Here is a 15,276-nt window from a genome sequence, read left to right as displayed (position 1 = left end):
ATAGGCGGGAATCGAGGGGGGTCGGTATGGCGGACGCTGAGACGGACAGCCTCACGGCGGAGCAGCAGGCATGCCTGGCGCTCTGGGCCGTTCCCGGCCTGGGGCCGAGGACGCTGGCCGCCTTGCGCGCATTCGCCGACGGCCGGCTCGCCCCGCTGGCCACGACTCCGGTAGGAGACTGGGTGTCCGAAGCGCCGGTTTCCCCACAGGTCCGTCGACGGCTGGCGACGCTGGAGCGGCTCCCCGTCGTCGCGGAGCGGCTGCAGGAGGCGTGTCGCGGCGGAGGCATGCGGGTGGCGTTCGCCGAGCAACGGGCCTATCCGGAGCGCCTCAGGCAGGTGGAGGACGCGCCGCCCCTGCTCTTCCACCGGGGCCAGCCTGGGCCGCCGCGCAGGCGGGTGGCCATGGTGGGCAGCCGACATCCGGACCAGGGGTTCCTGCCTTTTGCCCGTGCCTTCGCCCGTCAGGTGGCCGAGGGTGGGGTGGGGGTGGTGTCGGGCGCGGCGGCGGGGGTGGACAGGGCGTGCCACTGGGGTGCACTGGACGTGGGCGCGGAGACGTGGGCTTTTCTGGGGTCCGCGCTGGATGCGTTGGATCCGGCGCAAGCCCGCCTGCTGCCTCACTTTTTGGAGAGGGGCGGGGTGTTCTTCAGCGAGCTGCCGCCTGGGGTGCGGGCAAGCACCTCCACGTTTCCCCGGCGCAACCGGCTCATCTCCGGCGCATCGGATGCGGTCCTGGTGATGAGGGCGGGGGCGGAGTCGGGCAGTTTGCACACGGCGAAGGCGGGGCGGGCGCAGGGGCGGCCCGTGCTGGCGATGCCGGGGGATGTACGTCAGGCGGATGCGGCAGGCTGCAACGCCCTGCTGCGAGAGGGGCACGCGAGTGCGTGCCTGGATGCGAAGGACGTCTGGCGGGCGGTGGGTGTTGACCCCGGGTGGATGGTGGCGCCGGGAAAGGTTGATTCGTGGGATGGGCTCTCCCCGGAAGCGCGGGGCGCCTATGCGGTGTTGGACCGGATTCCCCGGACGTTCGATGAGGTGCTGACCGGGAGCACCCTCTCACCCGCGGCGCTCGTCAGCGCGCTGGTGGAGCTGGAGATGACGGGGCTGGTCGTCCAGCACCCGGGCAGGCTGTACGAGAAGATCTAGGTAGGAGAGTCATGGCCACGCGGACGAAGAAGAAGGCGGAAGAGACCGAGGCGACCGAGGAGAAGGCGCCCCGCGAGGCGACCGGTCGCACGGCCGCCAAGAAGAAGACTGCGGCCAAGAAGAAGCCCGCGGCCAAGAAGGCCGCGGCCAAGAAGACCGCGGCCCGCCGGCGCACCACCAAGAAGGGTGATGACGACTCGCTGCCCGCCGTGGACGCGGACGCCGAGGAAGAGGCCACGCCGCGCGGCAAGGGGCCGCACTACCTGGTCGTCGTGGAGTCGCCCGCCAAGGCGAAGACCATCAAGAAGTACCTGGGCTCCGGCTACACGGTGAAGGCGTCCGTGGGGCACGTGAAGGATTTGCCCAAGAGCAAGATTGGCGTCGACGTGGAGCACGACTTCCAGCCCGAGTACGAGGTCATCAAGGGCAAGGAGAAGGTGCTCAACGAGCTGAAGAAGATGGCGAAGTCCGCCGACAAGGTCTTCCTGGCCACGGACCCCGACCGCGAGGGCGAGGCCATTGCGTGGCACATCAAGGAAGAGCTGGCGCATCCGGACGCGATGCGGGTGACCTTCAACGAAATCACCAAGAAGGCCATCCAGGAGGCCATCGCCCAGCCGCGCGAGCTGAACCAGGACAACTACGACTCGCAGCAGACGCGTCGCATCCTGGACCGGCTGGTGGGCTATCAAATCTCGCCGCTGCTCTGGCAGAAGATCCGCCGGGGCCTGTCGGCCGGACGCGTGCAGTCGGTCGCGGTGCGGCTCATCGTGGAGCGCGAGGCGGAGATCAAGGCCTTCGTCCCCGTGGAGTACTGGACGCTGGACGCGCTGTTGGAGGGCCCCTCCGGCCCGCCGCCGTTCAAGGCCAAGCTGTCCAAGGTCGACGGCAAGAAGGTGGAGCTGAAGGACCGGGCCATCACCGAGGGCCTGGTCAACGAGCTGAAGGACGCCGCGTTCTCCGTGTCCAAGGTGGACCGCCGCGAGCGGCGCCGCAACGCGCCCGCGCCCTTCATCACCTCCAAGCTCCAGCAGGAGGCGGCCAACCGGCTGTCCTTCACCGCGAAGAAGACGATGACGCTGGCGCAGAAGCTCTACGAGGGCGTGCCCCTCGGCGAGGAAGGCCAGACGGCGCTCATCACCTATATGCGCACGGACTCCACGCGTCTGTCGGACGACGCCGTGAAGCAGGTGCGGGAGATGATCGGCTCCAAGTACGGCGCGGAGTACCTGCCGGAAGAGGCCGTGGTCTACAAGTCGCGGAAGAGCGCGCAGGACGCGCACGAGGCCATCCGCCCCACGTCGCTGGAGTACCCGCCGGAGCGGGTGCGTCCCTTCTTCGACGCGATGGACGAGCAGGACATGTTCCGGCTCTACGAGCTCATCTACAACCGCTTCGTGGCGTGCCAGATGAAGCCCGCCGTGTATGACCAGACGAGCGCGGACATCGCCGCGGGCCGGGCCACGTTCCGCGCCTCCGGCAGCACGCTGAAGTTCCCCGGCTACCTCGCGGTGTACGGCGCGGGCCTGACGCCGGAAGAGGAGTCGGAGAAGGAGAAGGCCAAGGCCGCGGGCGAAGAGGGCGCGGATGGCGCCGACGCCGTGGGCGACCTGCCGTTGCTCAACGACAACGACAAGCTGGGCCTGCAGAAGATCCTGCACGAGCAGCACTTCACCCAGCCGCCCCCGCGCTTCAGCGAGGCCACGCTGGTGAAGGAGCTGGAAGAGAAGGGCATTGGCCGCCCGTCCACCTACGCGGCGATTCTGTCCACCATCCAGGACAAGAAGTACGTGGAGAAGCTGGAGAGCCGCTTCCGGCCCACGGACCTGGGGCAGATGACCAACGAGATGTTGGTCAAGCACTTCCCCCATGAGCTGGACGTCACCTTCACGGCGACGATGGAGGAGAAGCTCGATCAGATCTCCGAGGGCGAAGCGAAGTGGGTGTCGGTGCTGCGCGACTTCTACGGGCCCTTCAAGGACACGCTCGAGAAGGCGAAGGCGGAGATGCGCGACGTCAAGCGCGAGGAGATCAAGACCGACATCGCCTGTGAGAAGTGCGGCAACCACTTCGTCATCAAGTTCGGAAAGATGGGGCACTTCCTCGCCTGTTCGAACTACCCCGACTGCAAGAACACCAAGGACTTCAAGCGGGACGCCGAGGGGAAGATCGTCATCGTCGAGGAAGAGACGACGGACGAGCTGTGCGAGAAGTGCACCAAGCCCATGGTCATCAAGCGGGGCCGGTTCGGCCGCTTCATGGCGTGCTCGGGCTACCCGGACTGCAAGACGTCCAAGCCCATCTCCATCGGCGTGGGGTGCCCGGAGTGCAAGCAGGGCTACCTGACCGAGCGCCGCAGCGGCCGCGGGAAGATCTTCTTCGGCTGCAACCGCTACCCGGACTGCCGCTTCGCCGCGTGGGACCGGCCCCTGGCGGAGGCGTGCCCGGACTGCGCGTCGCCGTACCTCCTGCAGAAGTTCTCCAAGCGGGACGGCGCGTTCGTCGCCTGCCCGAACAAGGAGTGCGGCTACCGGCGGGAGGTCGCTGAGCAGGCAGGTGCCCCCACGGACCCGGGAACGTCGTCGGCGGCCTGAAAACCCAAGTGTTTACGGGGGGCTGGCCCGTCCGTGGCTTGACAGCTTCGGCGGGCCCGCCCTACAACCCGGGCAATGATTTCCTCGGTGGTCAGCGAGTTGCTGGTCAACGCGAGCCTCGCGGCCGCGGACGCCGGAAAGCTCGGCGTCACGGACTCCGTCATCAAGTTCTTCAAGGATGGCGGTCCGTTCATGTTCGTGAACCTGTTCTGGCTGGCATGCGCGCTGGCGGTGTCCATCGAGCGCATCGTCACGCTGGTGTTCCGTTACAACCTCAACCCGGCGCCCTTCATGGAGCAGATCTCCAAGCTGGTGCGGGGCGGCAACCTGGACCGCGCGGTGAAGGTGTGCGGCATGGCGCCCACCGCGCCCCTGGCCAAGATCATCCGCGCGGGGCTGGTGAACGCGAACCGGGGTGAAATCGAGGTGGCCAAGGCAGTGGAGGAGGCCATCATCGAGCACAGCCCGCATGTCTCGAAGCGCATCCCCTGGCTGTGGTCCCTGGCGAACATCGCCACGCTGGTGGGCCTGGTGGGCACCATCTTCGGCCTCATCGGCACCTTCCAGGCGCTCGGTGACGTGCCGGCGGACCAGAAGCAGCGGCTGCTGTCGGACGGTATCTCCAAGGCGATGAACAACACCGCCTTCGCGCTCTCCATCGCGGTGGTGTGCATCATCTTCCACCTGTTCCTCACGTCGTACGCGAAGAGCATGGTGGAGAGCCTGGAGCTCAACGCGCTGAAGCTGGAGAACCTCCTGTCGCGTCGCGGCAGTGTGGACCCTGCCTCCACGGAGCTCGAAGCCCGCGCGTCGTAGGGCGGGGCGAGCGCGCGCCATGGCGTTCCACTACTCCCGCCGCAAGCTGAAGGTCCGCGAGGAAGAAGAGTCGGGCGAGCTGAACGTCGTCCCGTACCTCGACATCCTCATGAACCTCATCATCTTCATGCTGCTGTCGATCACGGGGCTGACCTCGTTCGGCATCCTCAACGTGAGCGCGCCGGGCTACGGCGCGCCGTCCACGGGGATGACGCCGGACTCGCCTTCCGACGAGCCGAAGCTCACGCTGTCCGTGCTCATCTCCCGCAAGGGCCACTTCGTCAGCAGCGAGAACGCCATCCTCGGTGAGGGCGGCGCGCCCACGGTGCCGACGAACGCGGCGGGCGACTACGACTACGCCGCGCTCAACGCGTGGATGGTGAAGATCAAGACGGAGTTTCCCAAGGAGACGAAGGTCATCGTCGGCGCGGACGCGGACGTGCCCTACGAGGCGCTCATCCAGACGATGGATGCGCTGCGCGAGGAACTGGGCCCCCAGCGCCGGTTGCTGTTCCCCGACGTCACCCTGGCGGGGACCTGAGCCATGTCGTCTTCCGAGCCCATGTCGCCCGTGCCGGACGCCGTCGACGAGGAGGCCCTGGCGCGGCTGCGCTATCGCCGGGCCCTGGCGCGCAAGAAGCGCAAGGAGCGCGACGCGGCGGGGGAGATCAAGGAGCTGAACATCACCGCGATGATGGACATGATGACCATCCTCCTGGTGTTCCTGCTCAAGTCCTTCGCCTCGTCCTCCGCCGCGGTGACGGCGTCCGAGGACGTGCGGCCGCCCATCTCCACCACCCGCGCCACGCCGCAGGACACCATCGCCGTGACGATTACGTCCAAGAGCGTGCTGGTGGGTGAGCGTGAGGTGCTGCGCCTGGTGAACGGTCAGCTCCCCGCCGAGGCCCTCCAGGGCCGGCTGGTGCTCCCGCTCGACGCGCGGTTCAAGAAGGAAGTGGAGAAGCTGAAGTACATCGCCGAGCGCAACCCGCAGGCGCCCTTCAGCAAGGAGCTGTCCGTCATCGCGGACCGAAAGGTCCCCTACGACATGCTCCTGAGCGTGCTCTACACGGCGGGACAGAACGAGCTGGAGAACTACCGCTTCGTCGTCCTCAAGAAAGAGGGCGACTGAACGCGCGGCGCTCCCCGGCGGAACCAGGGAGCGCCCGCCCGTCACGTCAGCGAAGCCGGGCTACAGCGACGGCGTCGCGTAGTGTCCGCCGCGAATGTCCTGCTCGTGCTGCTCGGCGTCCTCCGCGCAGCGGATGGCGAAGGGCATGGCCTCCAGGCGGTCCATGGAGATCTCCAGGCCGCAGTCCACGCACTCACCGAAGACGCCCGTGTCCATGCGCAGCAGCGCGGCGTCGATGAGCATGACCTCTCGGCGCTGGGCCTCCATCAGGCTGGACAGGGTGTAGTCCGCCAGCTCCGACTGGGCGTTCTCCTCGTACTCGGGATCCCTCTCCTGGTCCTTGAGCGCGGTCAGCTCCCGGTGCGTGCCGCTGCTGGTGGTGAGGATGTCCCGCCTGCGGCGCTGAAGAATCTCGCGAACCTTCAGCAAGTCTTGGGCTCGGCTCATGGTGGCCTCGTTTCCGTGTTGCTGTCTTCGAGTGCGTTGTGCGCTCGCTCGGATGAACGCTGCCTCGAGCGATGAACGCGAGAAACGTAGGGGTTCAACCCAGGTGGGGAAACCGCGCCTTCCCACCGGGGGGGAAGGTGGCTCGGGGAGCAGGCTGCCGGACATGGGGCCCTGGACAGGACACCGGGTTGACGCCCATGGCTTCGCGAGTGGGACAGGGCGTGCCAGTCCTGCTAACTGTTCGCTGACGGGCTTGCGCTCGGCGCTCCCGGGAGGAACAGGATGGCGGACGTGAAGCAGCAGCGGGTGACGGTGATTGGCGGCGGCCTGGCCGGTACGGAGTGCGCATACCAGCTTGCCCGCCGGGGCGTGCCGGTGGTGCTGCGCGAGATGAAGCCCCACAAGCGTTCTCCGGCGCACAAGACGGATCAGCTCGCGGAGCTGGTGTGCAGCAACTCGCTGCGCTCGGACAACCCGGAGAGCGCCATTGGCCTGCTGCACGCGGAGCTGCGCTCGCTGGGCTCGCTGATTCTGGGCAGCGCGGATGCCCACCGGGTGCCCGCCGGAGACGCGCTGGCGGTGGAGCGCGAGGGCTTCTCCAAGGCGATTACCGACGCCCTGCTGCGCCAGGCGGGCGTGGAGTTCGTGGCGGGCGAGGTGGAGACGCTGCCGGAGGAGGGCCCCGTCGTCGTGGCCACCGGACCCCTGACGTCGGACGCCCTCACGCGCGAGCTGGAGCGGCACGTGGGGCAGAAGCTCTATTTCTACGACTCCATCGCCCCCATCCTCTCCGGGGACTCCATCGACCTGACGGTGGCCTTCCGGCAGAGCCGCTACGGCAAGGGCGGCGGGGACGACTACCTGAACCTGCCGATGAACCGGGAGGAGTACTACCGCTTCATCGCCGAGCTGAAGGCGGGGCAGAAGGTGGTTCCGCACAGTTTCGAGGAACCGAAGTACTTCGAAGGCTGTCTGCCCATCGAGGTCATGGCGGAACGCGGCGACGACACCCTGGCCTATGGGCCGATGAAGCCGGTGGGACTCCGGGACCCGCGCACGGGCCAGGAGCCCCACGCGGTGGTGCAGTTGCGCATGGAGGACCGCGCTGGCACGTCCTGGAACATGGTGGGCTTCCAGACGCGCCTGACGTGGGGTGAGCAGAAGCGCATCTTCGTCTCCTGCATCCCGGGCCTGCAGAACGCGGAGTTCCTCCGGATGGGGCAGATCCACCGCAATACCTTCATCGACTCGCCCCGGCTGCTGTCGGCTGACTTGTCCCTGAAGACGGAGCCCCGGGTGTTCTTCGCGGGGCAGGTCTCCGGCGTGGAGGGCTATGTGGAGAGCGCGGCGTGCGGCTACCTGGTGGCGCTGGCGCTGCATGCGCGGCTGAGCGGGAAGGAGTGGGTGCCGCCCCCGGCGACGACGGCGCTGGGCTCGCTGTTCCGTCATGTGACGGGCGAAGCGCACCCGCCGGACTACCCGCATCAGCCCTCCAACATCATCTATGGCCTCTTCCCGCCGCTGACCGGGCGGATGAAGAAGGCGGACAAGCGGGCGGCGTACTCGGCCCGCGCGAAGCAGGACCTGGCGGCGTGGCTGCCGCACGCGGGTGTCCCCACGTCGGGCACCCCGGAGCTTGAGGAGCAGAGGAGCGCATGATGCGGCCGAGGCTGGGACGACTTCTGGGCGCGGGGCTGGTGGCCTCGCTCATGCTGGCGGGTACGGGGTGCAAGAAGGGCGAGGACAGCGGCGCGAAGTCGGGTGCGCCCGCCGCCACGCCGGCCTCGAGTGGGTCCGCGGCGCCGAGCCGTGCATCCGCGCCGAGCAGCGCGGGACGGGGCGCGCCCGCTGGGGCGGGGCAGGGCTTGCTGCTGGCCGCGGGTCGCGCGGCGGACCTGAGGCTGACGTCCGATGGCCGCTTCGCCACCTATCTGCTGAACGGGCAGAAGCCCCGGCTGGATGGCGTGCCTCCGCAGATGTTGCTCGGAGCGCTGTACGTGGTGGCCGTGGACGGGGGCGAGCCTCGCAAGCTGGGCGACAGCGTGACGAACGTGCCGGGCGGGCTTCTCTTCTCGACGGACTCGAAGCACGCGCTGTACCTCACGGGCTACAACCCGGCCTCGCAGTCCGGCACGCTCAACGTGGCGGTGCTGGATGACCCGAAGGCGGAGCCGTCGGTGCTGGGCACGGCGGTCAGCTACATGCTGCCGTCCCCGGACGGGACGAAGCTGGCCTTCGTGGACGGCGGCAAGCTGAAGCTGGGGCCGCTGCCCTCGGGGCCGTTCGTCGACGTGGCGGCCGAGGTGAGCACCGCGCAGTTCACCTCCGACAGCAAGACGCTGCTGCTCAAGCGCCGGCTGACCGCGGCGGGTGGACTGGCGGCGGTGTCGGTGGACAAGCCCGAGGAGGCACCGCGCAAGCTGGCGGACCAGGTGGGCGACTATGCCGTGTCTCCGGATGGCCAGCGCGTGGCCTTCCAGGTGCGCAGCGAGTCGGTGCGCGGCCTCTACGACTTGTACCTGGCGGAGCTGCCGGCGCAGAAGCCGAAGCGGCTGGCCGTGGCGGCGCAGGCCTTCGGGTTTTCTCCGGATGGCAAGTGGCTGGCGCGCTCGGAGAACGGCAAGCCGGACGTGCCGGGTGACTTGTACGTGGGCCCCGCCTCCGGTGGCCCCGGCCGCAAGGTGGGCGAGCGCGTGGAGATCTTCTCCTTCTCCCCGGACTCGCAGGCGGTGGGCTTCCTGGACAAGTACGACGTGACGGCGCGCGCGGGGTTGATGGCCGTGGCCTCATTGCCGGATGGCGCGCCGAAGCGGGTCGGGGACCGCGTGCCCAACTTCGTGTGGGGCTCGGACGCGCGCTACGTGGCCTTCCTCTCGCGCTTCCTCAAGCCGGAGTACTCGGTGGACCTGATGCTCTATCCGCTGGGCGCGGAGAAGGCGGAGAAGGTGCACCGGGGTGTCTTCGGCTACGGCTTCGTGCCGGGCAACGGGCAGGTGGTGTTCCGCGCCAACTGCATCCGCAACGGACGCGCGTGCGACTTCAAGGCGCTGGAGCTGCCGCAGAAGGAGGACCCGAAGACGTGGCTCCAGGGCATCTTCAGCTACAAGCTGTCCGCGGATGGGCAGCGCGTGCTGGCGACGTCGGCGCGGATGGACTCGGACACGTACGACATCGCCGTGTACGACGCGAAGACGCAGGCGCGGAAGCCGCTGGACCAGGGCGTCCAGGTGCCGGTGTACTTCGGTGGCAAGGACGACGCGCGCGCCGTGTACATCATCGCCCAGGGCCCCAAGGCCGGTGTCTACAGCGTGTCGGCCCTGCCGTAGTCGTCTGTTGCTGCGGGTTCACCGGAGCGTGAGGTCGAAGCTCACGCCTCCGGGCCCGACGCTGAAGCCCGCGTGGGGCCCGAAGAGGAGCAGGGAGAACAGGGCCAGGCCCAGGCAGGCGAGGGCGACCTTCCGGCCCGTGCGCAGGGAGTGGAAGAACGTCGTCTCGTAGTTCGCCCCCACGAAGCGCAGGGCGAAGAGCAGACCAATGGGCAGCAGCGGCGTCTCGTTCACCGTGAACCAGAGGGTGGAGAGCGCGAGCAGTTGGTAGTAGCGCTTGCGGCTCAGGTGGAAGCGGTCGTCGTATTCGGCGGCGGTGTGCATCGTCTCCCCTTCGGGGTGGAGGGCTGGTGTGCCGCCGCGCCGATTGCAGGGGACTCGCCACTCGCATGGGCGTGTCGTTCCGGTGCCTTGGCTCGCGCCGTCGTCCGGGTGTCGAGACACCCGGTCCCATGTGAAAGCCGAGCGGCTGGCCGCATGAAGTGACGCTGCTGCGGAGCCGTGCGAGGTGACGTCGGGTGTGCTTAGGTCCGCCGCCTGTATGACTTCGACTCCGCTCACCTATCGCCGCTATGGCGGCTCGCTCCAGGTCGACATTCCCTCCTTCGACGTGCTCGTGGAGGCAGCGACCATTCCCGAGACGCAGTGGATCGCCACGGCGTGTCCGTTGGAGGGGCTGAGCTGCGACCCCGCCTTCCTCAAGTTCCTGGACACGGACGGCAATACCCGCATCCGCGTCGCGGAGGTTCGCGCCGCCGTGGCCTGGGCCGCGAAGCACTTGAAGGACAGGCGCGGCGCGGACGCCAGCAGTGACGTGCTGGAGCTGAGCGCGCTGTCCGCGGATGCGGCGTCCCTGCGCGTGGCGGCGGAGATGATTCTGCGCACGGTGGGCGCGCCCGACATGGGACGCATCTCCCTGGCCCAGGTGCGCGCGAGCGACCAGGAGCTGCGCAAGTCCGGGCAGAACGGCGATGGCATCATCGCCCCGGAGCGCCTGCCGGAGTCGCTGCGCCCGCTCGCCAAGGACGTCATGGCGTCCTTCCCCGAGCTGAAGAACCGCTCGGGCGAGGCGGGTGTGGACAAGCCGATGTTGCAGCGCTTCCGTGAGGCTCGCGAGGCCCTGCTGTCCCACGTGGGCAAGCGCGGCGAGGTCTTCGTGTGGGGCGAGGACAGCGAGACGCGCGCGCGTCGCATCCGCGAGGTGGCTCCGCTGCTGGACACCTACTTCCTCCAGTGCCGACTGGTGGCGGTGCAGCCGGAGGCGGCGGCGAGTCTGCGGCTGCGCGCGGAGCGGGTGGAGAGCTCGCTGGGCGACACGGCCGCGCTGGGCAAGGCCGCGGGCGACCTGCCCATCGCCATGCCTGACGCGTCGGGCGTGCTGGAGTGGTCCAAGCTGCTGCGCGGTCCCTCCTACGAGCAGCTCCAGGCCTTCCGTCGCGATGTCGCTACTCCGGTGACGGGTGACTCGGAGCGCTTGTCGGACACGGCGTGGCGCGAACTGGTGGCCAAGGCGGACGCGGTGCTCGCGTGGTTCGCCGCGCGTGACGCCAACCCGGTGCACAAGCTGGCCGACTCACTGGCCACCGTGTCGCCGACGGACCTGGACGCCATCGACGCGGCCTCGCAGGCGGACCTCGCGCTGGCGCCCACGCTGGCCGCCATCGTCGAGTTGGAGCGCCTGGTGCTCTACCAGCGCTGGCTCCTGGTGTTCGCCAACAACTTCATCAGCATGCCCAACCTCTATCTCCCCAAGGCGCCCGCGCTGATGGAGAAGGGGACGCTCATCCTCGGTGGGCGCAAGTACACGCTGTCGGTGCTCGCGAAGAACCGCGCGGAGCACGCGGCGCTGACGAGCCAGGGCACCACGTGCATCCTCTACGTGCTCGTCGCTCCCAAGGATGGCACGCCCGGCTACGAAGTCGCGGTGCCCGTGACGCGCGGTCGGAGCACGGACCTCATCGTGGGCAAGCGCGGCGTCTTCTACGACGTGGAGGGCCAGGAGCACGACGCCACGGTGACGCATATCGTCCGCCAGCCCGTGTCGCTGTGGGAGTCGATGACCATGCCCTTCACGCGCATGGCCTCGTTCATCACCGGCAAGATTGAAGGGCTCGCGTCGGCGGGGGAGAAGACCTTCGACTCGACGCTGGAGCAGGGTTACGCGCAGACCGTGGCGGCGGCTCCCGCTCCGGCTCCTGCCCCGGCGGCGGCCCCGGCCCCGTCTCCCGGTGGACTCGCGGGCGTCATCGCGGCGGGCAGCATCGCGGCGGCGGCGCTGGGCTCGTCCTTCGCGTTCATCGTCACGCAGGTGAAGTCGTTGACGATGGGGGACGTCATCACCGCCACGTCCCTCATCGCCATCGTCGTCATGGCGCCAGCGGGACTGCTCGGCTGGCTGAAGCTGCGTCGGCGCAACCTGGCGCTGCTCCTGGAGGGCTCCGGCTGGGCGCTCAATGACCGCCTGATGTTGACGCACGGACTGTCCACGCTGGTGACTCGGCGTCCCCGGCTCCCCAAGGGCGCGCGCGTGGACCGTCGCGACATGATTCGTCCGGCGATGCTCGCCCAGCAGGACGAGGATGGCGAGACGGAGGGGCTGTCCGGCTGGGCGCGGTTCGGGCTCGGAGCGCTCATCTTCTTCGTGCTGCTCTGGCAGGTGCGCAACCCTGTCCTCACGTGGATGTGTGGGAAGTCCTGGCTGTCGGACGCCACGTGTGTCGCGCTGCTGCCCGCGCCGACGCCCGTTGCTCCCGCCGTGCCACCCGCCGCGCCGACGAAGTAGGGGTTTCGCGGGGCCCGGAATCTTGCGAGCCTCTCCGGGCCCCCTACGCTGGCCTCGCCATGACGACCCTCTCGCCGCTGCTGGAGAAGTTCCGCGTCCACCTGGAGGACGAGAAGGGGTCGTCGCCGCACACGGTGCGCAACTACCTCATCGACCTGGTGGACTACGAGCGCTACCTCGTCGAGCGGATGAAGCTCTCGCTCCTGGCCGGCTCCCACGCCGCCATCCGCGGCTACCTGGGCACGCTGAGCGTGGACCATGCCCCCGCCAGCCGCGCCCGCCGGCTCGCGTCCATCAAGTCCTTCTACAAGTACCTGGTGCGCCAGAAGCTCCTGCCCGCCAGTCCCGCGAAGCTGGTGAAGAGCCCCAAGCTGCCCAAGGCGCTGCCCAAGGTGCTTCCGGTGGAGGAGGTCTTCGCCCTCCTGGACGTGCACGACTTGAAGACGGTGCTGGGCCTTCGCGACAAGGCCATCCTGGAGCTGCTCTACGGCGGCGGGCTTCGCATCAGCGAGCTGTGTGATTTGGACCTGCTCGCCGTGGACCGGAGCGGGCGCATCGTCCGGGTCATGGGCAAGGGGAGCAAGGAGCGCCTCGTGCCCGTCAACGCGCAGGCCATCCGCTCGCTGGAGGCGTACCTCGCCCGGCGCGGAGAGCTGCTCGCGGAGCCGAAGCCGAACCAGGCGCCGGAGGCCATCTTCCTCAACTTCCGAGGGGGACGGCTGACGCCCCGGAGCATCCGGCGGCACCTGGACGCGCACGTGCTCAAGTGCGCGCTGGCGCGCAAGGTGAGTCCGCACGCGCTGCGTCACTCCTTCGCCACGCACCTGCTCGGCGGGGGCGCGGACATCCGCAGCATCCAGGAGCTGCTGGGCCACGCGAGCCTGTCCACCACGCAGCGGTATACCCACGTGAGCTGGGAGCAGCTCCAGCAGGTCTACGACGCCGCCCATCCCCGGGCGTGAGGCGCGCGCCGCTTCCGAAAGCACGAGGAAACGGTGCGGGAGCGGACAGGCAGGCGGTGTTCCTTGGAAACGCGGGGCGCGGCTTGTTAAACCCGCTCCATGTTCCACGGAACCACCATCCTCTGTGTGCGGCGTGACGGGAAGGTCGCCATCGCCAGCGACGGGCAGGTCTCCCTCGACAAGACGGTGATGAAGAACACGGCGAAGAAGGTCCGCAAGCTGGGCGACGGCCAGGTGCTCGCCGGCTTCGCGGGCAGCACCGCCGATGCCTTCACCCTCTTCGAGCGCTTCGAGGGCAAGCTCAAGGAGCACCAGAAGAACATGGCGCGCGCCTGCGTGGAGCTGGGCAAGGACTGGCGCACCGACAGATTCCTGCGCCGCCTGGAGGCCCTGCTCGTCGTCGCGGACAAGGACAAGACGTTCATCCTCTCCGGCGCCGGCGACGTGATTGAGCCCGACTACGGCATCGCCGCGGTGGGCAGCGGAGGCCCGTACGCGCTCGCCGCCGCGCGCGCCCTCATGGCGCACACGCAGATGCCCGCTCGCGACGTGGCGCGGGAGTCGCTCTCCATCGCCGGCGAAATCGACATCTACACCAACTCCAACATCTCCCTCGAAGAGCTCTAGGAGCCACCCCGTGGCCGAATCGCGCAAGCCGTCCGCCTTCACGCCTCGCGAGGTGGTGAGCGAGCTGGACCGTTACATCGTCGGGCAGAACGCCGCCAAGCGCGCGGTGGCCATCGCCCTGCGCAACCGGTGGCGCCGTCAGCAGGTCAACGACGACCTGCGCGACGAAATCCACCCGAAGAACATCATCATGATTGGCCCCACCGGCGTGGGGAAGACGGAGATTGCCCGCCGGCTGGCGAAGCTCGCGCAGGCGCCCTTCGTGAAGGTGGAGGCCTCCAAGTTCACCGAGGTCGGCTACGTGGGCCGCGACGTGGAGTCGATGATTCGCGACCTCGTCGAGAACGCCATCGCCCTGGTGCGCGAGGAGGAGACAGAGAAGGTCCGCCCCCGTGCCGAGGAGCTGGCCGAGGACCGGTTGATGGAGCTGCTCCACAGCGGTTCCCGTCCTCCTCCACCCCCGCCGCCGCCCTTCGGTTTCTCGCCCCCGCCGCCTCCTCCGCCCGCGCCGCAGCGCCTGGGAGAGTCCGAGCGGGAGAAGCTCCGCGCCCAGCTCCGCACGGGCACGTTGGATGACCAGTACGTGGACGTGGAGACGAGCGACAGCGGGCAGACGTTCATGCGCGGCTTCTCCGGCCAGGGCATGGAGGAGATTGGCGTCAACCTGCAGGACCTCTTCAAGAACATGCCGGGCATGAGCAAGACGCGTCGACGTCGCGTGCGCGTGCCAGAGGCACTGCAACTGCTGCGTCAGGAAGAGGCCCAGAAGCTGGTGGACCCGGACCGCGTGCAGCGCGAGGCCGTCGTCCGCGCCGAGTCGAGCGGCATCGTCTTCATCGATGAAATCGACAAGATCGCCAGCCGCGAGGGCGCCAAGGGCAGCGGCGGCCCGGACGTCTCGCGCGAGGGCGTGCAACGCGACATCCTGCCCATCGTCGAGGGCTCCACCGTCAACACCAAGTACGGCATGGTGAAGACGGACCACATGCTCTTCATCGCCGCGGGCGCCTTCCACGTCTCCAAGCCCAGCGACTTGATTCCGGAGCTGCAGGGGCGCTTCCCCATCCGCGTGGAGCTGGAGCCGCTCTCCGGTGACGACCTCATCCGCATCCTCCGCGAGCCGAAGAACTCCCTCCTGCGCCAGTACACCGCGCTGCTCCACACCGAGGGCGTGCGCCTGTCCTTCACCGACGACGCGGTGACGGAGCTGGCGCGCATCGCCCAGCAGGCGAACGAGCGCACGCAGGACATCGGCGCTCGCCGCCTGCACACCGTGCTGGAGCGACTGCTCGACGAGGTGTCCTTCGCCGCCAGTGAGCTGGGGCCTCGAGACTTCCAGGTGGACGGCAATTATGTGCGTGAGCGCTTGAGTTCCATCGTCCAGGACGAGGACCTGTCGCGCTACATCCTCTAGCGCGGTATATGGCGCGTTCGCAGCCGCT

13 protein-coding genes are annotated in these 15,276 nt (G+C 68.6%); 11 read left to right on the top strand and 2 right to left on the bottom strand.

Annotation, left to right across the window (positions count from 1 at the left end; translation table 11 throughout):
• Positions 1-26: 26 nt before the first annotated feature.
• From G4D83_RS15825 to G4D83_RS15805, 5 genes are all read left to right on the top strand, one after another.
• A complete protein-coding gene (locus tag G4D83_RS15825; RefSeq protein ID WP_163865591.1) occupies positions 27-1,148 on the top strand; it encodes a DNA-processing protein DprA in 1,122 nt (373 codons plus the stop codon).
• Between the two features lie 11 nt (positions 1,149-1,159).
• Positions 1,160-3,742: a type I DNA topoisomerase gene (gene topA, locus G4D83_RS15820; protein WP_163865590.1), complete on the top strand. Its 2,583-nt coding sequence runs from the start codon at positions 1,160-1,162 to the stop codon at positions 3,740-3,742.
• A 75-nt stretch (positions 3,743-3,817) separates the two neighbouring features.
• The gene (locus tag G4D83_RS15815) at positions 3,818-4,558 is read left to right on the top strand and encodes a MotA/TolQ/ExbB proton channel family protein (protein ID WP_163865589.1); all 741 of its coding nucleotides are present in this window, start codon (positions 3,818-3,820) and stop codon (positions 4,556-4,558) included.
• Positions 4,559-4,577: 19 nt separating this feature from the next.
• A complete protein-coding gene (locus G4D83_RS15810; protein WP_163865588.1) occupies positions 4,578-5,099 on the top strand; it encodes an ExbD/TolR family protein in 522 nt (173 codons plus the stop codon).
• Between the two features lie 3 nt (positions 5,100-5,102).
• Positions 5,103-5,690 (top strand): ExbD/TolR family protein, encoded by a 588-nt coding sequence (locus G4D83_RS15805; protein ID WP_240356349.1) that lies wholly within the window; start codon positions 5,103-5,105, stop codon positions 5,688-5,690.
• Between the two features lie 60 nt (positions 5,691-5,750).
• On the opposite strand, the gene G4D83_RS15800 is transcribed toward G4D83_RS15805, so the two are convergent.
• Positions 5,751-6,137: a TraR/DksA family transcriptional regulator gene (locus tag G4D83_RS15800; protein ID WP_163865587.1), complete on the bottom strand. Its 387-nt coding sequence runs from the start codon at positions 6,135-6,137 to the stop codon at positions 5,751-5,753.
• Positions 6,138-6,419: 282 nt separating this feature from the next.
• On the opposite strand from G4D83_RS15800, the gene trmFO reads away from it, so the two are divergent.
• Positions 6,420-7,796 carry a methylenetetrahydrofolate--tRNA-(uracil(54)-C(5))-methyltransferase (FADH(2)-oxidizing) TrmFO gene (trmFO, locus tag G4D83_RS15795; RefSeq protein WP_163865586.1) on the top strand — a complete coding sequence of 459 codons (1,377 nt, stop codon included), beginning with the start codon at positions 6,420-6,422 and terminating at the stop codon, positions 7,794-7,796.
• Positions 7,796-9,463, top strand: a complete 1,668-nt coding sequence (locus G4D83_RS15790; protein ID WP_420826640.1) for a gliding motility protein — start codon at positions 7,796-7,798, stop codon at positions 9,461-9,463. Before trmFO ends, G4D83_RS15790 begins: the two co-directional genes overlap by 1 nt.
• Positions 9,464-9,481: 18 nt before the next feature.
• Here G4D83_RS15790 and G4D83_RS15785 read toward each other — a convergent pair whose 3' ends face one another.
• Entirely contained in the window at positions 9,482-9,787 is a 306-nt protein-coding gene (locus G4D83_RS15785; protein WP_163865584.1) for a hypothetical protein, read from the bottom strand.
• 217 nt (positions 9,788-10,004) lie between these two features.
• Between G4D83_RS15785 and G4D83_RS15780 the strand changes: the two genes are divergently transcribed.
• From G4D83_RS15780 to hslU, 4 genes are all read left to right on the top strand, one after another.
• Positions 10,005-12,245: a kinesin gene (locus tag G4D83_RS15780; protein WP_176437378.1), complete on the top strand. Its 2,241-nt coding sequence runs from the start codon at positions 10,005-10,007 to the stop codon at positions 12,243-12,245.
• A 59-nt stretch (positions 12,246-12,304) separates the two neighbouring features.
• Positions 12,305-13,207, top strand: a complete 903-nt coding sequence (locus G4D83_RS15775; protein ID WP_163865582.1) for a tyrosine recombinase XerC — start codon at positions 12,305-12,307, stop codon at positions 13,205-13,207.
• A gap of 99 nt (positions 13,208-13,306) precedes the next feature.
• Positions 13,307-13,834, top strand: a complete 528-nt coding sequence (gene hslV, locus G4D83_RS15770) for an ATP-dependent protease subunit HslV (protein WP_163865581.1) — start codon at positions 13,307-13,309, stop codon at positions 13,832-13,834.
• 10 nt (positions 13,835-13,844) lie between these two features.
• Positions 13,845-15,248 (top strand): ATP-dependent protease ATPase subunit HslU, encoded by a 1,404-nt coding sequence (gene hslU, locus G4D83_RS15765; protein WP_163865580.1) that lies wholly within the window; start codon positions 13,845-13,847, stop codon positions 15,246-15,248.
• The last annotated feature ends 28 nt before the right edge of the window (positions 15,249-15,276 follow it).

It is taken from the genome of Myxococcus eversor (assembly GCF_010894455.1).
Lineage (GTDB): Bacteria > Myxococcota > Myxococcia > Myxococcales > Myxococcaceae > Myxococcus > Myxococcus eversor.
Note: the sequence above shows the minus strand (reverse complement) of the source record. Positions and strands in the feature narration are given on the sequence as shown.